Genomic DNA, 22,323 nt, shown 5'->3' with positions numbered 1-22,323 from the left:
AGAATTATGGAGAGGTCTTTGTTGCAGCGGATTTTCTCAACTGTGCGTTCCGGCGCATCATCAGGTGCACGCAAGCAGCGTGCTCTTCTGGCTGGTACGGCAATTCTGTTTTCGGCCGCACTGGTCGGATGCAACACCGCATCCACGCTTAACCCGTCCGAAACGCTGACCGAAGGCTATGTGCTCGATCAGCAGGCACTTGATTCGGTGCCGGTCGGCTCCAGCCGCGAGCAGGTTCTGCTTGCGCTCGGCACGCCATCGACCACCGCGACCTTCGACAATGAAGTGTTCTATTACATTTCGCAGAAGCGTCATCGTGCAGCCCAGTTCATGAAGCCGAAGCTGGTCGACCGCCAGATTCTTGCGATCTATTTCGACAAGGACGGCAAGGTTCAGAATATCGCGAATTACGGCATGAAGGACGGCAAACTGTTCGATTTCGTATCGCGTACCACGCCAACCGGCGGCAAGGATCAGACCTTCCTCGGTCAGGTTATCCAGGGCGTTTCCAAGGCCCCGACCTCCGTGCCGGGCGCCGGTGCAGGCGGTCCTGGCGGCAGCTAATCGCCGCAATATGTTACCCAAAAGAAAACCCGCCTCTCGGCGGGTTTTCTGTTTTCGGAATGTGAAACTAATCAAGCCATATGCGCCAGCACTGCAAGCAACAGAAGTGCGACGATATTGGTGATCTTGATCGCCGGGTTGACGGCAGGACCAGCGGTATCCTTATAGGGATCGCCAACCGTATCGCCCGTTACCGAAGCCTTGTGTGCCTCCGAACCCTTCAGGTGCTTCACACCATCGGCGTCGGTAAAGCCATCCTCGAAGCTCTTCTTGGCATTGTCCCATGCACCACCACCGGAGGTCATGGAAATGGCCACAAACAGCCCGTTGACGATAACGCCGAGTAGCGATGCGCCGAGCGCTGCAAAAGCCGCAGCCTTGGAGCCTGAAATCAGCAGCACGCCGAAATAGACCACAAGCGGCGCCAGCACCGGCAGAAGCGACGGGATGATCATCTCACGGATTGCCGCTTTGGTCAGAAGATCGACCGCGCGCGCATAGTCCGGGCGTTCCTTGCCGGTCATGATGCCCGGCTTTTCCTTGAACTGGCGACGAACTTCCTGCACCACCGCCCCGCCTGCGCGCCCCACAGCCGTCATGGCCATGCCGCCGAACAGGTACGGAATCAGACCGCCGAAGATCAGACCTGCCACCACATAGGGATTGGACAGATCGAACGACACCGGTCCCATATCCGCGAAATAGGGATAAGTCTGGCCGTTGGCCGCGAAGTAAGCAAGGTCGTTAGAATAGGCTGCGAACAGCACCAGAGCACCCAGACCCGCCGAACCGATGGCATAGCCCTTGGTCACAGCCTTGGTCGTATTGCCGACAGCATCCAGCGCATCGGTGGACTTGCGCACTTCCGGATCGAGACCGGCCATTTCCGCAATACCACCGGCATTGTCTGTCACCGGTCCAAAGGCATCGAGCGCCACGATCATACCGGCAATGCCCAGCATAGCCGTGACCGCAATGGCCGTACCGAAGAGGCCTGCCAGCTGGTAGGTGCTGATAATGCCGCCAACGATTACGATGGCGGGCAATGCGGTTGATTCCAGCGAAACGGCAAGGCCCTGAATGACATTCGTGCCATGCCCCGTCACGGAAGCCTGCGCGATGGAATTGACCGGGCGCTTGTTGGTGCCGGTATAATATTCGGTGATCACCACGATCAGGCCCGTCACAATGAGACCGATCAGACCGCAAATGAACAGATTGGTGCCGGTAATACTCTTTCCGGCCACGGTGCCGATTTCGCCCCAGCCAATTGTCAGCGTGTTGGCAACCCCAAGCCCGATTATGGACAAGAGACCCGTTACGATCAGGCCCTTATAGAGCGCGCCCATGATCGAGCCGTTGACGCCAAGCTTGACGAAGAACGTACCGGCAATCGACGTGATCACGCAGGCTCCGCAGATCAGCAGCGGATAGAGCATGACGCTTGGCAGCACGTCCGAACCGTTGAAGAAAATTGCACCCAGAACCATGGTCGCAACCACGGTAACGGCGTAAGTCTCGAACAGATCGGCCGCCATACCGGCGCAGTCGCCGACATTATCGCCCACATTGTCGGCTATGGTTGCCGGATTGCGCGGATCGTCCTCCGGAATACCCGCTTCAACCTTGCCAACCAGATCGCCGCCGACATCCGCACCCTTGGTGAAGATGCCGCCGCCGAGACGGGCAAAGATCGAAATCAGCGATGCGCCAAAGCCGAGCGCCACCAGTGCATCGATAACCGTGCGATCGGCGGGCGCATAGCCCAGCCAGACGGTGAGAATGAAATAGTAGACGGATACGCCCAGCAGCGCGAGACCGGCCACCAGAAGACCGGTAACGGCACCGGACTTGAAAGCCATTTCAAGCCCGCCTGCCAGACTCAAGGAAGCGGCCTGTGCTGTGCGCACATTGGCGCGCACCGAAACATGCATCCCGATAAAGCCTGTGACGCCGGACAGGATTGCGCCGATGAGAAAGCCGATGGCGGCGCTCAGCGACAGCAAATACCATGCGGCGAGGAACACGACGACACCGACAATCGCAATCGTGGAATATTGTCGTGTGAGATAGGCCGACGCACCCTCGCGGATGGCGCCAGCGATTTCCTGCATCCGCGGCGTTCCCTGATCGGCCGCCAGGATCGAACGGATCGACCAGAAGGCGAAAAGAACGGAAACCACGCCGCAGGCAATAACGAGAAGTAAAACTGCCACTCCCATTTGCATAAAGGCCAACTCCTATTGAGTTTGCGCCGGCTACCGTCAGATCGACCTCAGATAAACATCCGATACTGGGTAATTAACGGCAGGCATATGCGCATGAAGGCCCGAAAACCCCTCCCCGGGCCGATTAGAGCGGCATGGAAAGCGCCTGAAGCCACCACGTCTTACCGGGCTTCAACGGTATAGTTCATCAGGAACTTAACACCTTGAAATCAAATAATTAGAAAGTTCCCTTGCAGTCGGTCATTCTCAATGCCGCGTGACCAACATGCGAAACGGTTGAACAAACGTCAAGCCGTTCTTTGCCAGCATACAATGAAAGAAGGGCTGTGATTTCTCACAGCCCTTTCTATTCTTATTCTGATCTATAAGCCGGTATTAAAGCGCATCCCGAAAAGTGTGAAACGGTTTTCGGAAAAGATGCGCGTTATAATAAACAGTTTGAGCGCCGATCTGATCCAATCAGATCGAAACGCGCTCTAATGGCGCGGCTTGGCCCCACGGCTTTCGCCACGAATAACGAAGGCAAGGCGGTCCAGCACCGCGTTGACCAGCTTCGGCTCATCTTCTGTGTAGAACGCCTTGGCGATATCGACATATTCCGAAACGATCACGGCGGTCGGCACATCGTTGCGCGTCGTCAGTTCCCAAGCACCGGCACGTAGGATCGCGCGCAGCGTGGAATCAAGACGCGACAGCGGCCAGTCTTCGGTCAACGCCTGATGGATCATCGGATCGAGCTTGAGCTGGCTGTCGACAACACCGGCGACGATAGCGCGGAACCACTGCGGATCGGCATCGAGATATTGCGTGCCGTCCACTTCCTTGCCGAGGCGGAAGGCTTCGTATTCTGCGACCACTTCCATCACGCCCGTACCGGCAACGTCCATCTGGTAGAGGGCCTGCACGGCTGCAAGCCGGGCAACGCCACGCTTGTTCGCTGTACGCGGCAGGTTTGGTGTCGGGCGACCTTCTGCGGAAGAATTCATAATATTCAGGCTCCGAATTTCTTGCGCAGGTCAATCATGGTCAGTGCGGCGCGGGCAGCAAAACCGCCCTTGTCCTTGTCGGCACGGCGCGCGCGCACCCATGCCTGTTCGTCGTTTTCGACAGTCAGAATGCCGTTGCCGATGGCAAGGCTTTCTTCAACGGCGAGATCCGTCAGCGCACGGCAGGATTCATTTGCAACGATGTCGAAATGATAGGTTTCGCCGCGGATAACCGTGCCAAGAGCGACATAGCCGTCATAGTCGGTGCCGCCATTGTCTGCACCGTCGAGGGCAAACGAAATGGTTGCCGGAATTTCCAGCGCGCCCGGTACGGTCACGACGTCATAGGTCGCGCCCGCGTCGTCAAGGGCTGCCTTTGCGCCATCAAGAAGCGCATCGGCTAGATCGTCGTAGAAACGCGCTTCAACAATAAGCAAATGCGGCGCATGCGCCTCGTGATCGGACATGAGAAACTCCATGACAAATTTTGCGGACCGCAACACCTGCGGTCAACGCTCAAATCGGGATATGCTTTTACAGCCTGGAATTTTAGGCTGTAAGCCTATTTCCGATATTGCGCAAGCCTTGCCGCATAGCGTGCGAGCTGGTCGATCTCGATATTCACCTTGTCGCCCGCTTTTCGCTGTCCCCATGTGGTCACTTCCAGCGAATGACGGATGAGCAAAACGTCAAATTCATTGCCGTGCACACCGTTGACCGTCAGCGACGTGCCGTCCAGTGCGACCGAACCCTTCTGGGCGATGAATGGCGCCAGTTCTTCCGGCGCACGCAGGGTGAAGCGCACTGCATCGCCCTCGTCCTTGCGTTCAACGATTTCGGCCTGTCCATCGACATGGCCGGAAACGAGATGTCCGCCCATTTCGTCGCCAAGCTTCAGCGAGCGCTCCAGATTGATGTTTGTTCCATTTTCCCAGGTGGAAATGGTGGTGAGACGCAGAGCCTCTTCCCATGCCTCGACCTCAAACCAGCGGGCATTGGTGCCTTTTTCCGGCAGTGCAACAACAGTCAGGCAAACACCGGAACACGCAATCGAAGCGCCAAGTTCAATCGTTTCTGGGTCATAGACGGTTTCGATACGCAGCAATACGCCTTCATTCAGCGGCTTGATCCGGTCAACCTTGCCGATATCGGTAATAATGCCTGTGAACATCAAGTCTTCCTTACATATTCCGCAAAGGCATCGTCACCGTAACGCGCCTGCCTGAGAATTTTGAATTCTTCTGCGATATGGGTTTCAAGACCAGGCACGGCAACCCCATCGGCAGTACCAATTTCTATCGGTGAGCGAAACGTGATCAGGCGGTCAACCAGCTTTTCATCCAGAAAGCTCTTGGCGACGCCCGCGCCGCCTTCCACAAGAACAGAACCAATGCCCTGTGCGGCAAGATCGTCCATCAGCTCCGGCAAGGCGATCCGGCAGTCATCCGTCTCGGTTGCCAGAATACGGCACCCCGCCGCCTTCAGTTCATAGCGCCGCTCCGGCGATGCTTCTTCGCTGCAAGCGATCCAGAGCGGCTGTGAATCCGCCGACTGAACCAGCTTCGAGGACAAAGGCAACCGCAATCCGCCATCCAGCACGACGCGGATGGGCGAGCGTTGTTCCAGCCCCGGCAGGCGACAGTTCAAAACCGGATCATCAGCAAGCGCTGTTTCGATACCAATCAGGATAACATCGGTTTGCGACCGTAAGATGTGGGACTGTGCACGCGACGCCGGGCCGGTAATCGGCACCTGTCCTTCGCCCTTTTTGCCGATCATGCCATCGGCGGAAAGTGCAAGTTTCAGAATCACTTCCGGGCGTTTTCTGGAAGATCGATTCAAGTAGCCCGCGAGATCATTGGCGGCCTTTTCGGCAAGGACACCCGGCACCACCTCAATGCCCGCTTCGCGCAGGATGGCAAAACCCTTGCCGCTGACGCGATCATCCGGATCGGTGGCCGCAACGACAACGCGGGCCACACCGGCGCGCACCAGCGCCTCGGCGCAAGGCGGCGTGCGACCATGATGAGCGCAAGGCTCCAGCGTGACATAGGCCGTTGCGCCACGCGCCGCCTCGCCTGCATCGGCAAGCGCCTGCGGTTCGGCGTGCGGCCTGCCGCCAAGAGCAGTGACGCCGCGCCCGATAATGATGCCGTCCTTGACGATCAGCGTACCGACAGATGGATTTGTTCCCGTCAGTCCCTTGTGACGGCGGGCATAGCGGATTGTCGCTTCCATGAAGCGGATATCATCCGAGGTCACCTGCGAATGCGGTCGTTCGAGTGCAATCATGCCTATCTATCCAGATCGTCCTCGGAATCGGGGGCTGCCAGCTCATCGATCACGTTATGGAAATCGACGGCCTTGCTGAAATTGCGGTAGACCGATGCAAACCGGATATAGGCAATATCATCCACACCCTTGAGGGCATCCATTGCCAGACGGCCAATCTCGTCGGACGTCACCTCCGCCTCGCCCGAACTTTCGAGCTGGCGAACAATTCCGGAAATCGCACGTTCGACGCGCTCGCTGTCCACATCGCGCTTGCGCAGCGCCACTTCGATGGAGCGGGTCAGCTTGTCACGATCGAACGGCACGCGGCGTCCGCTTTTCTTCACGACCATCAGGTCGCGGAGCTGAACGCGTTCGAATGTCGTAAAGCGCCCGCCGCAGACCGAACAGACACGACGCCTGCGAATAACGGCACCGTCCTCGGCAGGACGGGAATCCTTCACTTGCGTATCTTCAGATTGGCAATAGGGACAACGCATAGAACTCTTTCACTTAACTCTTCGAAGACTGATTCCTATAGATCATATCTGATCTGCGCCAATCAACATACCGAATGCGACCCACCGGATATGAGAGGCAAAAAAGCCCCGCTCAACAGCGTTGAACGGGGCTTTCGATACTCTTCATTCAGGGACTGATTATCCCTGATAGCCATACATCGGGAAACGGTCGGTCAGAGCGACGACCTTTTCCTTCACGGCCTGCTCAACAGCGGCATTGCCTTCGTCGGAATTGGCGACCTTCAGACCGTCGAGGACTTCAGCGATCAGCGCACCGATTTCCTTAAATTCGGTTATGCCGAAGCCGCGCGTGGTGCCGGCTGGCGTGCCGAGGCGAACGCCGGAGGTGACGAACGGCTTTTCAGGGTCGAACGGAATGCCGTTCTTGTTGCAGGTGATGTTGGCGCGACCGAGAGCGGCTTCCGCACGCTTGCCCGTTGCGTTCTTCGGACGCAGATCGACCAGCATCAGATGGTTGTCGGTACCGCCGGAAACGATATCGAGGCCATGCGACTTCAATTCTTCCGAGAGTGCGCGCGCATTGTCGACGACGTTCTTGGCATAAAGCTTGAATTCAGGCTTCAACGCTTCACCGAAGGCAACGGCCTTGGCGGCGATGACGTGCATCAGCGGGCCGCCCTGAAGACCGGGGAACACAGCCGAATTGAACTTCTTCGCCAGATCGGCATCGTTGGTCAGGATCATGCCGCCGCGCGGGCCGCGCAGAGACTTGTGCGTCGTCGTGGTGCAGACATGGGCATGCGGGATTGGCGACGGATGCTGGCCACCGGCAACGAGACCAGCGATATGGGCCATATCGACCATGAGATAAGCGCCGACTTCATCGGCGATTTCACGGAAACGCTTCCAGTCCCAGACGCGCGAATAGGCAGTGCCGCCAGCGAGAATCAGCTTTGGCTTGTTTTCGCGGGCAAGGCGGGCCACTTCGTCCATATCCAGCAGATGGTCGTCCTGACGGACGCCATAAGACACGACATTGAACCACTTGCCAGACATGTTGACCGGCGAGCCGTGCGTCAGGTGACCACCCGAATTGAGGTCAAGGCCCATGAAGGTGTCGCCCGGCTGCAGCAGAGCCAGGAACACGGCCTGGTTCATCTGGCTACCGGAATTCGGCTGAACATTGGCGAATTCGCAACCGAAAAGTTTCTTCGCGCGTTCGATCGCCAGTTCTTCCACCACGTCCACATACTGGCAGCCGCCATAATAGCGCTTGCCCGGATAGCCTTCGGCATACTTATTCGTGAGGATGGAGCCCTGCGCTTCAAGAACAGCGCGCGAGACGATGTTTTCCGAAGCGATCAGCTCGATTTCATGGCGCTGACGACCGAGTTCGTTGCGAATTGCACCGAAAATTTCGGAATCGATGTCCTCGAGGCTTGCATTGAAAAAAGCGTCGGAAAACGCATTCTTGGCGGCGGCATTGGCTTGAGACATTTTCACACCCTCCGGGTCAGCCGGTAAAAGCTATTGGATGAGGCGCATTATCACACTTGAATGCCCTAGGCCAATGGCCGCAAAGCGAAAAGCATGTTCCAAAATGCGGCAAACCGATTTGATATTGGTTTAACAACTAAAAAAGCCGCCCCGAATACTCAGGACGGCTTTTGTTCAGCAAGAAATACCGAAAATCAGGTATCGGTGCCAAGGGCCAGCGATGCTGCGCCATCCATCTTGTAGATGTCGTCGCGGAACTGCACGACGCCGTCGCCCGTCGACCAGGCGGAGATATAGACAAAGTGCAACGGCACAGGGTCGGCAACCTGAATAGGCGTATTGTTGCCCGTACGGATCGTTTCTTCGATGTTCTGACGATCCCAGCCAGCCGTGTTCTTCAGCAGCCACACGTCCAGATCGCGAACATTCTGCACGCGCACGCAGCCCGACGAGTCGAAACGCATGAGCTTGTTGAAATAGCTCTTCTGCGGCGTATCGTGCATGTAGACGGCATATTGGTTGTGGAAGTTGATCTTCGTCGAGGACATGGCGTTGATCTTGCCCGGGTCCTGACGGAACATCAGCTTCACAGCGTCATCCGTGTTCCAGTCGATGGTTTCGGGTGCCACTTCCTGACCCGACTGATCGTAAAGCCGGATTTTGTTCTTGGCCAGATATTGCGGGTCCTTCCGCATCAACGGAATGATGTCCTTCTGGATGATCGACTTCGGCGCCGTCCAGTAAGGATTGAGAATGACTTCGTGGATCTTCGAATTAAGAAGCGGCGTCTGGCGGTCTATCTTGCCGACAACGGCGGTGTGACGCTGCATGACGCTGCCGTTCTCAACGGCTTCGATCCGTGCGGCAGGGATATTCACCATCACGAAGCGCTGTTCCTGCATACCGGCGCTGACCAGCGGCGACAGGCGCTGCAAATTGGTCTGGAGCTGGCCGAGACGCGTATTCGCGTCCACATTCATGGCTGCATAGGTGAACTGGCCCATGACGCCATCTGCAGGCAGACCGTGACGGGACTGGAAACGCTTCACTGCGGCATCGACATAGGTGTCGAACGCATTGGAAAGACCAGCGCCCTGCGGCAGATCGCCGGAAACCATCAGGCGCTTGCGCAGATACTGGACCGACTGGTCGTTCGCGCCGAGCTGAAGCTTTGCATTGCCCGGAACCGTTGGCCAGCCGCCGCGACCGGCAATATCGGTATATTGCGCAATAGCGCCCTGAATATTGCCGATGGTCTGCTGGCTCAGAACCGGTTGGTTGGTCGCAACCTTCTGGCCGCCTGTCGCGCGCGCATCGAACTGGTCATCCCAGTTACCGCGCCGCGGCGACGCGAGCACATCGTTAAATGCCTGTTGCGCAAAGGACGAGGTTGCAAAAGCCGAGGCTGCCACGGAAAGGCCAGCTGTTGCAGCACCGCGCAGGAAGCGACGGCGGTCTACATTGAAAGCTTCGGCATTCTTGTCAGTCTTGGTTGTTGGCTTGGTCATTTGCTTAGTCCCAAAAAGGCACGCCGCTCATAGCTCAATGTCGGCGGCAGTCGTCCGAGAATATCAGCAACAGAGTGTCAAGGCGATAGGCGACCCGCAAACATGCGCGCCAGCTTATATCTCCCGACCTGTTGGAAGATGGCACATTCTTGCCCGTGCAGTCTTGAGAACTGCTTATGTCGGTTTTTATGGCTTAATCATGTCGCGCGGCCCAGTTTGCAAGCCACGCGCATCAAGATCGAAGCATAATTGCCCATCCGCTTCAGCAAATGCAGGTCTGTTGTGTCCGTTCTGCAACAAACTTCCCGGAACACTGGTCAATTTATCAGAGACGATAAGCGATGCTGTCGTTCCAGAAGCGGTCGAGGCGCTGCAGAGACTTGTTCATCGCCATGAATTCTTCAACCTGAATTCCGCCGACCTGTTCGATGGACAGGACGTGACGTTCGTAAAGAGCGGCAACCTGATTGGCGATCTCATTGCCCTTGTCGGTCAGGCTGACACGCACCGAACGGCGATCAACACGCGAACGCTGGTGATGAATGAAGCCCATTTCGACAAGCTTCTTGAGGTTGTAGGAAACATTCGAGCCGAGATAGTAACCGCGCGAGCGCAGTTCACCGGCGGTGAGTTCCGAATTGCCAATGTTGAAAAGCAGCAGCGCCTGCGTTGCGTTGATGTCGAGCTGACCGTTGCGGTCGAACTCATCCTTCACAACATCGAGCAGGCGGCGATGCAGACGCTCCACCAGCTGAAGGGCTTCCAGATAAAGGCTGCGGAGTGCGGCTTCCGGAGCATAGAGCGGAGCGTCGATTTTGCGCTGAGCATTCATCATTGTCTTTGCCTCTCTGTCGGAGCCGCATTCGGGAAATCCTCGATGCAGCTCTCTTCCTGTTTTATGCAGCGATGTTTCTCGCTGTCTTGAGAGGACTTTAGGGGAGATGCATAAAATTCGACTTAAAAGTCAGACTTAACAGTAGCTTACCGAGAGGAATGCAAATTCAGGCTTAATGTTTACTTACTGGCACCCGCAATCAGGCGGAAATGCTGGCCTTTGCCTGCCGCCGCTTTTCCAAAACCAGCAGGACGCGGAACACGATATAAATGACGATGCACAGCGCATTGAACGTAACCGTCAACGGTCTGCTTTCAAAGTTCCGCTCGAAAACCGAATAGATGCTGATCTCGCCGACTGCGGCCACGAACCAGAGCACCGGCCCCCAGGTTGCCCGCATCCAGAGACCCGTTGCGGCAACCGGCATTAACACTGCCAGCGCGACAACAGCCGTCTGCCACATCCATGGCATCAGATCGAACCGCCAGAGCAATCCCGGATGAATACCGATGAGCCGCACCCAATAGAGAACGCCGCTTGCCAGCGCAGTCAGCGCCAGCAATCGAATGAACCAGGTAAATGTCCATTCAAGGCCGGTCGGTTGCGCGTGCTGGCGCAGCTCATCCATATGCATCAGCAATTCCTCATGAGAACGTCAGTTCCTTTTCGCCAAGATTTACGAAATAGGCGTTTACCTGTTCCGGTTTTACGTCCTCGACTGAAGCCGGCTGCCAGGATGGCGCGCCATCCTTGTCGATCAGCAGCGCCCGCACGCCTTCATAGAAGTCGTGGGCTTCAAGCATCCGGCTGGCAATGCGATATTCCATACGCATGCAATCATCGAGGTCGAGCGGGCGACCGTCGGCGATCTGCCGGAAGGTTACTGCCACGCTGGTTGGCGACCGCGTTGCGATGACGTTCAAGATGTCCGTCGCCGGTTTGCTGCCCGAAGCGGCGGCCTTGTCCAGTAAGTTCATGCAATCGGCAAGCGTCGCGCCGGAAAAGCACTCATTGATCACATGCCGCGTGTCGGCGGATGTTTCGAAATCCGGATATTGGCTGCGGGTCAGGGCCGCGTCGATATCAGCCGATGCGATGAGATCGTCGCGCAGGTCGTGCAGGTCGCTGGCCGCAACTGCGTGGGTGGCAATTCCACTCTGGAGACAATCGCCCCAGCGAATGCGGTTTCCCGTCAAGGCGAGATAATAACCAAAATTGTCGTGGAGATGCGGCAGGAACGCGCTTCCGCCGACATCGGGAAAGAAGCCGATTCCCGTTTCCGGCATGGCGAACATGGTGTTTTCGGTCACGATACGATGCGAACCGTGCACCGAAATGCCAGCGCCGCCACCCATAATGATCCCGTTGATCAGCGATATGTAGGGCTTGGGAAACCGACCGATGCGGGCATTGAGCCGATATTCGTCACGGAAGAACTCGTAAGCGGGCGTTCCCTCTCGGCCAGCCTTGTAAGCCGCGACGACATCGCCGCCAGCGCAGAACGCCCGGCCCTCACCTTCGAGAATCACGCAGGCGACTTCCGGATCGTCTTCCCAGGCCTGCAATGCGCGGTCGAGCGCCAGAATCATCTTGTGCGTCAGCGCGTTGAGCGCTGCGGTCCGCGTCAGCTTTACCAGACCGGCTTTTCCCTTGCGTTCGAAGCTGATTTCGCCGCCACCGCCAAAGTCAATCTGCATATCTTGTCTCCCGTTCCAACAAATGGGTAGAAAGTGAGACGCCCCGCGTCAATCCCACACAGGTGCGTACCGGCCAATCTTCTTGGTTTCACCACTTTTCCCGTGATAAACGGTGCGCATCCGAAGTCAGCCCTTTGATTGCATTTGCATCGCGGCTTCCATTCTCGGGAATAATTCAATGAGTGACCGTCAATCCAAATATCTCCCCCCTCATATCGGCAGACATGTCGATGACGTGACCGGCAGCTGCCGTTTGCGCCGTATGCGCAAGGCCGACTGGTCGCGCAGGCTGGTGCAGGAAACGCAACTGACGGTGGACGATCTGATCCTGCCATTCTTCCTCACCTACGGGGACGGGGTTTCCGAACCTGTGGAAGCCATGCCGCGTGTGGAGCGCTATTCGGTCGATATGGCGGTGCGCATGGCAGAGAAGGCCGCCAAGCTCGGCATTCCCGCCATTGCCCCCTTCCCGCGCGAAAAAGCGGAAGTGAAAACGGATGACGGCGCGTTTGTCGCCAGCCCCGACAATCTGATCAATCGTGCCGTGCGCGCGATCAAGAAAGAAGTGCCGGAGATCGGCATCATCACCGATGCTGCGCTCGATCCCTTCACCACGCATGGTCATGACGGCATTTTGCGCGATGGCGAAATCGTCAATGACGAATCCGTCGCCATGGTTGTTCGCGGTGCTCTTTCACAGGCCGAGGCCGGTGCCGATATCATCGCGCCATCCGACATGATGGATGGCCGTATCGGCGCAATCCGTCAGGCGCTGGACGAGCACGGCTATCATCACATTCCGATCATGTCCTATGCGACGAAATTCGCATCGGCGTTCTACGGCCCCTATCGCGAAGCCATTGGTACGCAGGGACTGCTGAAAGGCGACAAGAAGACCTATTATCTCGATCCGGCCAATCCGGAGGAAGCGGTGCGCGAAGCCGAGCAGGATATCGCCGAGGGCGCGGACATGCTGATGGTCAAGCCCGGCATGCCTTATCTCGACATCATCCACCGGCTGAAGAGCGAATTCCGCCTGCCCACCTATGCCTATCAGGTGTCGGGTGAATACGCGATGATCAAGGCCGCCGGTATCAATGGTTGGATCGACGAAGAAAAGGTGATGATGGAAAGCCTTCTGGCTTTCAAACGCGCCGGTTGCGACGGCATCCTCACCTATTTCGCAATTGAGGTCGCCGAAAAGCTGAAACAGCGAGGTTAATCTGAGGGTCAGAATAAAGAGCAACGGGCCCTTCGTAGCCCGGCATAGCGACTTTTATGTCAGACACCGACAGGTTGCCCGTGCTTTCTCTGGCAGCTTCCTTGAAACGGCCCACTTCATTTACCATGTTCGTAGCGTTCCGCCCGGAAGGCGGAGCGACGCCGGACGTTGTCTTGTCTCCGGTTGTCTTTTTAAACGACTGGAAGGAAAAATGTCCGACCATATCCTGCACGGCGAGATCATGGCTCCGCGTTACGACAGCCGAGCTTTCTTCGAGGGCGTGCGTACGCGCCGGATGATGGCTTTTCTCATCGATTATCTCATCGTCTTTCTGCTGTGTATCCCGGCTGCAATCATCATTGCACTGTTTGGCATACTCACGCTTGGCATCGGCTGGATGCTTTACGGCATCATGTTCCCGATCGTGGCGCTGATCTATGTGTCGCGCACCATGGGCGGCCCGCAGCAAGCCACAAAGGGCATGCAGATGATGAACCTCAAGCTCGTCCGGCTTGAAGGCGGCATGGTGGACCCGATGCTCGCCATCGTTCACTCGGTGCTGTTTTGGGGTCTCAACGTCGTGTTGACGCCGCTGATCCTGCTGGCAACGCTGGTTCTCGACCGCAAGCGCACGGTGCACGATCTTCTGCTTGGTACGGCGGTCATCCGCTCGGATCGTTAAGATCGCGCTGAAAGACAGTTTCCTGTTTCCCGACACCAACCGATGTGGAGGGAAACAGACATAGTTCAACTTAAGATCAAAAAAATTCAGAGCCGGCTGCGCAAAATGCCACTTGACGTTTTGCGCCGTCGGTTCGATCCTTGTCAGGTATCGTGATGGTTTCGGTATTACCATTTCGTGGATATTGAATGACCCATCAACCGCAACAGTCTCCGCAGTTCTTTTTGACGGCCCCATCGCCCTGTCCGTATCTCGATGGGCAGATGGAGCGCAAAGTTTTTACGCATCTCGTGGGCGATAAAGCCAACGAGATCAACGATCTCCTGACTCAAGGCGGTTTCCGTCGCTCCCAGAACATCGCCTATCGCCCGGCCTGCGAGCTTTGCCGCGCCTGCGTTTCCGTGCGCATTCTGGCGGGAGAGTTCGAGATGACGCGCAATATGCGCCGCGTCTGGAACCAGAATCGTGATCTGGTCGGTCGCGTGCACAAGGCGCAGCCCAGCACCGAACAATATGCGCTGTTTCGCGATTATCTCGATGCGCGCCACCGTTCAGGCGGCATGTCGGACATGACCGTGCTCGATTATGCGATGATGGTTGAAGATACCCACGTCAACACGCAGATCATCGAGTATCGCCGTCGCGGCCCCGACAGTTTTATCGATCCCAAGGGCGATGGTGAGTTGATCGCCGTGGCGCTAACCGATGTGATGGCCGACGGCCTGTCCATGGTCTATTCGTTCTTCTCGCCGCATATGCACGACCGTTCGCTCGGCACCTATATGATTCTTGATCATATCGAACGGGCGCGAGCGGCGGGCTTGCCGCATGTCTATCTCGGCTATTGGGTCGAGGGATCGCGCAAGATGCAGTACAAAATCCGCTTCACCCCGCAGGAACATCTCGGCCCCCGAGGCTGGCAGCGGTTTGAGGGATAGACATGAAAAAGGCGGCAGAAGCCGCCTTTTCATTATGAGCAGTGCGTGGTGTCTGAATCAAAAAGCGGCAGGCTGCGGCGAAAATGGTGATTTCGAGAACCGGAGCGCAGCGTACATTTGGGTACGTGAGCACCGGAAGCGCAGAAATCACCATTTGCAGACCGGCATGGCGACTTTTAGATCAGACACCTAGAACTTGCCCGAACGCGGAAACCCCTTCGGAACAACGCGCCCGGCTGAAGCACGAGCGCCAATCCACTCGGCAAGCTCTTCCTTGTTGCGCGTAAAGGTCCGTTCTGCCGAATCCTGCCAGGAGAGACCGTCGGCCATCGCAAATGTGCGAATGTCGGAAATGCCGCCATCCTTATACTTTTGCAGACGAACGCCCTTGCCGCGTGTCATTTCCGGGATTTCCGCAAGCGGGAAGACAACCATCTTGCGATTTTCGCCAACGACCGCGATGTGATCGCCGGAAACACGCGTGCAAATCTTCGCCTCGTCCGGCGCCTTTACATTCATCACCTGCTTGCCCTTGCGGGTGTTGGCAACGGCTTCGTTCTCCGGAACAATGAAACCATTGCCCTCATGCGAAACCAGCAGCAGCTTTGCCGATGGATCGTGAACGAAGGCCGTCAGAATGTCCTGATCGTTTTCCATATCGACCAGAATGCGGATCGGCTCGCCATGGCCGCGACCGCCCGGCAGGGTGTTCGCACCGATGGTGAAGAACTTGCCGCCGGTCGTGAAGAACAGGAGCTTGTCGGTCGTTTCCGCATGGAAAGCCAGCTTGAGCTTGTCGCCTTCCTTGAAGGAGAGCGTCGAGAAGTCGGCCATATGGCCCTTCATCGCACGCAGCCAGCCCTTTTCCGAAACAACAATCGTGACCGGCTCGCGCTCGATCATCGCATTGTGGATGTCTTCCAGATCGTGGGTCGGGGCTTCAGCGAAATTCGTGCGACGCTTGCCAAGCTTGGTTGCGGGACCGAACTTCTCACGCACCGCCTTGATCTCGGCGCTGATCTTCTTCCACTGGCGTGTGCCGGAAGCGAGCAGTCCTTCAATATCGGCCTTTTCCACCGTCAGGGCCTCAAATTCCTTGCGGATCTCGAATTCCTCGAGCTTGCGCAACGAACGCAGACGCATATTGAGGATCGACTCGGCCTGAACATCGGTCAGCTCGAATGTCCGCATTAATTCCTGTTTCGGCTCGTCTTCCTCGCGGATGATGCGGATGACTTCATCCAGATTGAGATAGGCAATCAGGAAGCCGCCGAGGATTTCCAGGCGCCGTTCAATCTCGGCCAGACGATATTGCGAGCGACGAACCAGAACTTCCTTGCGGTGTTCCAGCCATTCGCGCAGCACGCCGCCCAGCGAAAGAACATTCGGCACCTTGCCGTGCGACAGCACATTCATGTTGAGCGAAACGCGGCTTTCAAGCTCGGTGAGCTTGAACAGCGATTCCATCAGCAATTCCGGGTCAACGGTGCGGTTCTTCGGCTCCAGAACGATGCGGATATCTTCCGCAGATTCATCGCGAATATCGTCAAGCAGCGGCAGTTTCTTGGCCAGCAGCAATTCGGCGATCTTCTCGATCAGGCGCGACTTCTGCACCTGATACGGAATTTCGGTGACGACGATCACCCAGGTGCCGCGATTGCCCTCTTCCTTTTCCCAACGCGCGCGGACACGGAACGCGCCGCGACCGGTACGATAGGCTTCGACAATATTGCCGTGTTCTTCGACCAGAATGCCGCCCGTCGGGAAATCCGGGCCGCGCACCTTAGCTTTCAACAGTGCGGACGGATCAGTTTCCGCCTCACGCTTCAGCTCTTCCCATTGTTCCGGCGAGGTGATGAGTTCTTCCACGCCCGCATCGGGATGATTGATCAGATAAAGCGCCGAGGAACACAGCTCCGCCACGTTATGCGGCGGAATATTCGTCGCCATGCCAACCGCAATGCCCGCCGAGCCATTGGCCAGCAGGTTCGGGAATGCACCCGGCAGAACGATCGGCTCCTCGTCTTCCTCATTATAGGTCGGACGGAAATCGATGGCGTTTTCGGTGATGCCTTCAAGCAGCAGCGTCGCCACTTCGGTCATGCGGGCTTCGGTATAACGCATCGCTGCGGCGTTATCGCCGTCGATATTGCCGAAATTTCCCTGCCCGTCGACCAGCGGATAACGCACCGCGAAGTCCTGTGCCAGACGCACAAGCGCATCGTAGATCGACGCGTCGCCATGCGGGTGGAACTTACCCATCACGTCGCCGACGATACGCGCGCATTTCGCATAAGCCTGATCGGGATTGAGACGCAGCAGACGCATGGCGTGCATGATGCGCCGATGCACCGGCTTCAGACCGTCGCGCACGTCTGGCAGCGCACGATGCATGATCGTGGACAGCGCATAAGCGAGGTAACGTTCCTCGAGGGCCGACTTAAGATCGACCCGTTCGATGTGTTCTTCGCCGTCGCCCGGCGGAATCAGACTTTTTCCCATGCTTCCCAGTACCAAGTGCGCGAATCGTCAGCAAGCGTTCAGGAGAACTAAACCAGTACATTACAGTGCGCTGCGCCAAATATGGCACGCAAAGAGCGTGGCGGCGCTTGAAATCCACTGCATAGTTGCACAAATCAAAATTGGGGCGTGCAGGCAGGCCTCAGTCGCAAATCTGCCGCCATTTACGCACTATAGAGCAATTAGAAACAGGTTTTCCTATGTTGCAAGCACAGGTTAAGCAAATCGGGTTGTTAAATCAGAAGATTTAAGCCTATGAATGCCGCACTAAAATCAAGAGATTAGCCAGGAGCTTCGAATGCAGGTTTTCGTCAATATCAAGCCAGCGGCACGCATTTTTGCTGCGAGCACAGCGCTTTCGCTGATTTTCGGCAGCGTCGCCATGGCTGCGGATGCCAATGCCGTCGCCGAGCGCCTCAAGGCCCTTTATGCGAAACAGGGCGGCGAACTGAGCTTCGCCAATGTGAAGGCTGACGGTTCGAACATCGTGCTCGAAGGCACCAAGGTCAAGCTCGCCACGCTGTCTCCCAAAGACGTGGAAATCGGCGATGTAACGCTGGAAGACGTTCAGGACGCACCGGATGGCGGTTTCACCATCGGACAGGTTGCAGTTCCTGACCTCACGCTCGATAGCACCGACGGCAAGAACGACCAGGCCAGCATCAAGGGCATGTCGATGCTGAACCTGCATATTCCTTCGGAATCTGCCAAGGGTCCGCTCGACAGCATGATCCTCTACGACAAGATGAAGATCGATGAACTGGCTTTCGGCAAGCCGGGCACGGATGGCGCCACGGTAAAGGGCGTCGACGTCTCGCTCGACACGTCGAACAAGGCTGACAAGATCGGCTACACCGCCTCGGTTGCCAGCATTGATGCCACCTTCGGCAAGGAAGGCCAGAACCCGCTTGAGCCACTCGGCATGAAGAGCCTTCAGGCCGCTGTCAACATGAAGGGCCAGTGGTCGCCGAAGTCGGGCGATGCCACGCTCGACCAGATGGAAGTTGATGCGCAGGACCTCGGCAAGATCAACATCACCGGCAGCCTTGGCGGTTATGACCTGGCCTTCGTCGAAGCCGTGCAGAAGACGCAGGAAGCAATGACCAAGTCGGACGCCGACAAGGACGCCGCCGGTCTTGCCATTCTCGGCCTTGCAGAACAGCTGAACCTCAAGAACCTGACGATCCGCTTCGATGATGCATCGCTGACGGAAAAGCTGCTGACCTATTATGCCAAGCAGCAGGGTTCGGACGCCAAGGCGCTTGGCGAACAGCTGAAGATGATGGTGCCGCTGATGGCCACACAGCTGAAGAACCCGGATTTTGCACAGCAGCTGAAGGCGGCATCGGACAAGTATTTCACCGATCCGAAGTCTTTGACGCTCAGCGCCGCGCCTGACCAGCCGGTGACCTTCGCATCGATCGTTGCGACCGCATCGCTCGATCCGACGAAGATCATCCAGCTCCTGAAGGTTGGCGTCGACGCCAACAACTAAAATCGCAAAAAGCCCGGTGTCATCACCGGGCTTTCTTTTTGATACGCTCCAATAAAAAACCCGGCTCAAGGCCGGGTTTTTTGTCTTTCTGAGATATAGCTTAGCTCTTCTGAACCGGAGCCAAGCGGATATGCAGATCGCGCAGCTGTGCTGGCGACACGTCTGAAGGCGCGTTCATCAGAAGATCAAGCGCCTGCTGGTTCATCGGGAACAGCGAGATTTCACGCAGGTTCTTTGCACCGACCAGCAGCATGATGACGCGGTCGATACCGGCAGCCATGCCACCATGCGGAGGCGCGCCGTACTGGAACGCACGATAGAGACCGCCGAAACGCTCTTCCACATCCTGCTGGCTGAGGCCGACCTTTTCAAAGGCCTTGACCATGACATCCGGCAGCTGGTTACGGATCGAGCCCGAAGCGATTTCAAAGCCGTTGCAGACGAGATCGTACTGATAGGCCTTGATCGCGAGCGGATCCTGATTTTCCAGCGCATCCATACCGCCCTGCGGCATGGAGAACGGGTTGTGCGCGAAGTCGAGCTTCTTGTTGTCTTCGTCCCATTCGTAGAACGGGAAGTCGATGATCCAGGCCAGTTCGAAACGGTTGCGGTCCACGAGGTTCAGTTCTTCGCCTGCACGGGTGCGTGCATCGCCGGCAAACTTATAGAACTTCGACGGCTGACCAGCCACGAAGAAGCAGGCGTCGCCATCGTCGAGGCCCATCTGCACGCGAATTGCTTCGGTGCGTTCTTCGCCGATGTTCTTCGCAATCGGGCCTGCACCCTCAAGCTTGTCGCCTTCCTTGCGCCAGAAGATATAACCGAGACCCGGCTGGCCTTCGCTTTGCGCCCAGGAATTCATGCGGTCGCAGAATGCGCGGCTACCGCCGGTCTTGGCCGGAATGGCCCAGACTTCGACCTTGGGGTCGTTGGCGATCATGTTCGAGAAGACCTTGAAGCCCGAACCGGCGAAATGATCGGTCACAGCCTGCATTTCAATCGGGTTGCGCAGATCCGGCTTGTCCGAACCATAGGTGCGGATCGAATCGTCATAGGCGATACGGCGGAAGGTCTGCGTGACCGGCTTGCCTTCGGCAAACTCTTCAAAAATGCCGCGCATGACCGGTTCCATCGTTTCCCAGATTTCTTCCTGGGTCACGAAGCTCATTTCAAGGTCGAGCTGGTAGAATTCGCCCGGCAGGCGATCAGCGCGCGGGTCTTCATCGCGGAAGCAAGGCGCGATCTGGAAGTAACGGTCGAAACCGGCAACCATCAGAAGCTGCTTGTACTGCTGCGGCGCCTGCGGCAACGCATAGAACTTGCCTTCATGGATACGGCTCGGCACCAGGAAGTCGCGTGCGCCTTCCGGCGACGAGGCCGTCAGGATCGGCGTGGTAAACTCGTTGAAGCCGATTTCGGTCATGCGGCGACGCATCGCGGCAATGATCTTGGTGCGGCTCATGATGTTCTTGTGCAGCGTTTCGCGGCGCAGATCGAGGAAGCGATACTTCAGGCGAATATCTTCCGGATAATCCGGCTCGCCGAAGACAGGCAGCGGCAGTTCCTTGGCTGCGGCCAGAACTTCGATCTCGGTTGCGAAGATTTCGACTTCGCCGGTCGGCAGGTTCGCATTGACCGCATCACCTGCGCGGGCCTTCACTTCACCATCGACGCGGATAACCCACTCGCCGCGAACCGTTTCGGCAACCTTGAAAGCGGGCGAATCGGGATCGGCCACAATCTGGGTAATGCCGTAATGATCGCGAAGATCGATGAAGAGAATGCCGCCATGGTCACGGACGCGGTGAACCCAGCCGGACAGACGAACGTTCGAACCGACGTCCGTCTTGCGGAGGGCTGCGCAGGTATGGCTGCGGTAACGGTGCATGATTTCTGCCTTTTGGTAAGATAAGTCAGTGCAGGCAAAGCGCTGCAAATTCTGGCGGAAAAGCGCATTTTGACCGGGTTTTGTCAAGTCTGCACTCTCTACAAGTGTCGCGGTTCGGACCGCATGACGTAACGTATCGACAAAAAACACGATTTGCACTTGTTATGCCGCGGGTTTTGCGCATTCTTTCGGGACAACCAGCATCGCTTTGTCTGAATGCAGTTTCGCATTTCCAGACGCAAAACCGCTTCACACTTTTGCTGGAAATGCTCTAAAAGAAACCTATGCAACTCATCACGACCACAGAGGCCCTTGAAGAGGCCGTATCCGCCCTGTCCAAGTCAGATTTCGTCACTGTCGACACGGAGTTCATCCGTGAAACGACTTTCTGGCCTGAATTGTGCCTTATCCAGATGGCCTCGCCGGATCACACCGCACTGGTGGATGCTCTTGCGCCCGGTCTCGACCTTGCCCCTTTCTTCCGCCTGATGGCCAACGAGAAAATCGTCAAGGTTTTCCATGCCGCGCGGCAGGATATCGAAATCGTGTTCCATCTCGGCGACCTCATCCCCTCGCCGGTCTTCGACAGTCAGGTCGCTGCGATGGTCTGTGGCTTCGGCGATGCGATTTCCTACGACCAGCTCGTCCAGAAAGTCACCGGCAAGCATCTCGACAAGTCGTCCCGCTTTACCGACTGGCGCAGACGCCCGCTTTCAGACAAGCAGCTCGACTATGCGCTGGCCGACGTCACCTATCTGCGCGACATCTATCTCTACCTCAAGGAAGAGCTTGAGAAGGAAGGGCGCAGCGAGTGGGTGAATGAAGAAATGGCGGTGCTGACCGCCCGCGAAACCTATGATTTGCATCCGGACGATGCATGGCGGCGTGTGAAAGCCCGCGTGCGCAAGCCGATCGAGCTTGCCATCATGCAATCCGTTGCTGCATGGCGCGAACGGGAAGCGCGCGAACGCAATGTGCCGCGCGGCCGTATCATCAAGGACGACACGATTGCCGAGATCGCGCAGCAGCAGCCGCGCGATGCCGAGGCTCTCGGTCGTCTGCGCTCGATCCCCAAGGGTTGGGAGCGCTCGGCGCAGGCCGCCGGTCTGGTTGCCGCAATCCAGTCAGCGCTTGCTATTCCGAAGGAAGACCTGCCGAAGCTGCCCAAGCCGTCGCATTCGCCGGAAGGTAGCGCTGCCGCAGCCGATCTTCTGAAGGTTCTGCTCAAACTGGTGACCGAAGAGCATGGCGTTGCCGCCAAGATCGTCGCCAGCTCGGATGATATCGACAAGATTGCAGCCGAAGGCGATGAAGCGAAAGTGCAGGCCCTGCAGGGCTGGCGTCGCGAAGTGTTCGGTCAGAAGGCGCTGGACCTGATCGACGGCAAGATCGGCATCAAGTTCGAAAACCGTCGTATCCGGGCCGTGGAATTAGGGGAGTAAGGCAGTAGGGGAATAGGTGAAAAGGGCTGTATAAACATACTCCCCTATTCCCTTATTCCCCTACTCAC

Annotated in this window: 19 protein-coding genes; 6 read left to right on the top strand and 13 right to left on the bottom strand. The window is 57.1% G+C overall.

Features of this window, described 5'->3' with window-relative positions:
- Positions 1-6: 6 nt before the first annotated feature.
- Positions 7-564 (top strand): outer membrane protein assembly factor BamE, encoded by a 558-nt coding sequence (locus tag QBD01_RS05615; RefSeq protein WP_138785865.1) that lies wholly within the window; start codon positions 7-9, stop codon positions 562-564.
- A 71-nt stretch (positions 565-635) separates the two neighbouring features.
- Here QBD01_RS05615 and QBD01_RS05610 read toward each other — a convergent pair whose 3' ends face one another.
- The 11 genes from QBD01_RS05610 to QBD01_RS05560 form a co-directional block, all read right to left on the bottom strand.
- The gene (locus QBD01_RS05610) at positions 636-2,792 is read right to left on the bottom strand and encodes a sodium-translocating pyrophosphatase (RefSeq protein WP_151591227.1); all 2,157 of its coding nucleotides are present in this window, start codon (positions 2,790-2,792) and stop codon (positions 636-638) included.
- Between the two features lie 476 nt (positions 2,793-3,268).
- Positions 3,269-3,778, bottom strand: coding sequence for a transcription antitermination factor NusB (gene nusB / locus QBD01_RS05605; RefSeq protein WP_280991930.1), 510 nt, complete (start codon positions 3,776-3,778; stop codon positions 3,269-3,271).
- Between the two features lie 5 nt (positions 3,779-3,783).
- The gene (locus QBD01_RS05600; RefSeq protein WP_280991929.1) at positions 3,784-4,245 is read right to left on the bottom strand and encodes a 6,7-dimethyl-8-ribityllumazine synthase; all 462 of its coding nucleotides are present in this window, start codon (positions 4,243-4,245) and stop codon (positions 3,784-3,786) included.
- Between the two features lie 95 nt (positions 4,246-4,340).
- On the bottom strand, positions 4,341-4,949 hold the full coding sequence (locus QBD01_RS05595; RefSeq protein WP_280991928.1) for a riboflavin synthase: 609 nt from the start codon (positions 4,947-4,949) through the stop codon (positions 4,341-4,343).
- Positions 4,949-6,070 (bottom strand): bifunctional diaminohydroxyphosphoribosylaminopyrimidine deaminase/5-amino-6-(5-phosphoribosylamino)uracil reductase RibD, encoded by a 1,122-nt coding sequence (gene ribD / locus QBD01_RS05590; protein ID WP_280991927.1) that lies wholly within the window; start codon positions 6,068-6,070, stop codon positions 4,949-4,951. The genes QBD01_RS05595 and ribD overlap by 1 nt, the downstream gene beginning before the upstream one ends.
- A 2-nt stretch (positions 6,071-6,072) precedes the next feature.
- Positions 6,073-6,549: a transcriptional regulator NrdR gene (gene nrdR / locus QBD01_RS05585; protein WP_280991926.1), complete on the bottom strand. Its 477-nt coding sequence runs from the start codon at positions 6,547-6,549 to the stop codon at positions 6,073-6,075.
- A gap of 159 nt (positions 6,550-6,708) precedes the next feature.
- Positions 6,709-8,028 (bottom strand): serine hydroxymethyltransferase, encoded by a 1,320-nt coding sequence (gene glyA, locus QBD01_RS05580; RefSeq protein WP_280991925.1) that lies wholly within the window; start codon positions 8,026-8,028, stop codon positions 6,709-6,711.
- A 194-nt stretch (positions 8,029-8,222) separates the two neighbouring features.
- Positions 8,223-9,536 (bottom strand): L,D-transpeptidase family protein, encoded by a 1,314-nt coding sequence (locus QBD01_RS05575; RefSeq protein ID WP_280991924.1) that lies wholly within the window; start codon positions 9,534-9,536, stop codon positions 8,223-8,225.
- 325 nt (positions 9,537-9,861) lie between these two features.
- On the bottom strand, positions 9,862-10,371 hold the full coding sequence (gene ldtR / locus QBD01_RS05570; protein ID WP_078340499.1) for a transcriptional regulator LdtR: 510 nt from the start codon (positions 10,369-10,371) through the stop codon (positions 9,862-9,864).
- A gap of 199 nt (positions 10,372-10,570) precedes the next feature.
- Positions 10,571-11,005 carry a DUF6163 family protein gene (locus tag QBD01_RS05565; protein WP_280991923.1) on the bottom strand — a complete coding sequence of 145 codons (435 nt, stop codon included), beginning with the start codon at positions 11,003-11,005 and terminating at the stop codon, positions 10,571-10,573.
- 10 nt (positions 11,006-11,015) lie between these two features.
- Complete coding sequence (locus QBD01_RS05560; RefSeq protein WP_280991922.1) at positions 11,016-12,068, bottom strand: enoyl-CoA hydratase/isomerase family protein; 1,053 nt, start codon at positions 12,066-12,068, stop codon at positions 11,016-11,018.
- Positions 12,069-12,246: 178 nt separating this feature from the next.
- Here QBD01_RS05560 and hemB point away from each other — a divergent pair, with 178 nt between their 5' ends.
- From hemB to QBD01_RS05545, 3 genes are all read left to right on the top strand, one after another.
- On the top strand, positions 12,247-13,290 hold the full coding sequence (gene hemB / locus QBD01_RS05555) for a porphobilinogen synthase (protein WP_280991921.1): 1,044 nt from the start codon (positions 12,247-12,249) through the stop codon (positions 13,288-13,290).
- Positions 13,291-13,501: 211 nt separating this feature from the next.
- Positions 13,502-13,972, top strand: a complete 471-nt coding sequence (locus QBD01_RS05550; protein WP_078340495.1) for an RDD family protein — start codon at positions 13,502-13,504, stop codon at positions 13,970-13,972.
- Positions 13,973-14,160: 188 nt separating this feature from the next.
- Positions 14,161-14,910, top strand: coding sequence for an arginyltransferase (locus QBD01_RS05545; RefSeq protein ID WP_078340494.1), 750 nt, complete (start codon positions 14,161-14,163; stop codon positions 14,908-14,910).
- Positions 14,911-15,099: 189 nt separating this feature from the next.
- On the opposite strand, the gene QBD01_RS05540 is transcribed toward QBD01_RS05545, so the two are convergent.
- Positions 15,100-17,412, bottom strand: coding sequence for a DNA topoisomerase IV subunit A (locus QBD01_RS05540; protein WP_280991920.1), 2,313 nt, complete (start codon positions 17,410-17,412; stop codon positions 15,100-15,102).
- Between the two features lie 316 nt (positions 17,413-17,728).
- Between QBD01_RS05540 and QBD01_RS05535 the strand changes: the two genes are divergently transcribed.
- A complete protein-coding gene (locus QBD01_RS05535) occupies positions 17,729-18,925 on the top strand; it encodes a hypothetical protein (protein ID WP_280991919.1) in 1,197 nt (398 codons plus the stop codon).
- A gap of 100 nt (positions 18,926-19,025) precedes the next feature.
- Here the strand turns inward: QBD01_RS05535 and aspS are convergent, their stop codons facing one another.
- Positions 19,026-20,813 (bottom strand): aspartate--tRNA ligase, encoded by a 1,788-nt coding sequence (gene aspS / locus QBD01_RS05530; protein WP_280991918.1) that lies wholly within the window; start codon positions 20,811-20,813, stop codon positions 19,026-19,028.
- Positions 20,814-21,097: 284 nt separating this feature from the next.
- On the opposite strand from aspS, the gene rnd reads away from it, so the two are divergent.
- Positions 21,098-22,255 (top strand): ribonuclease D, encoded by a 1,158-nt coding sequence (gene rnd / locus QBD01_RS05525; protein WP_280991917.1) that lies wholly within the window; start codon positions 21,098-21,100, stop codon positions 22,253-22,255.
- The last annotated feature ends 68 nt before the right edge of the window (positions 22,256-22,323 follow it).

Origin of the sequence: Ochrobactrum sp. 19YEA23 (genome assembly GCF_029909865.1) — a bacterium.
GTDB classification, from domain to species: domain Bacteria; phylum Pseudomonadota; class Alphaproteobacteria; order Rhizobiales; family Rhizobiaceae; genus Brucella; species Brucella gambitense.
The sequence above is the reverse complement of the archived record's forward strand: the minus strand, read 5'-3'. Positions and strand labels throughout refer to the sequence as shown.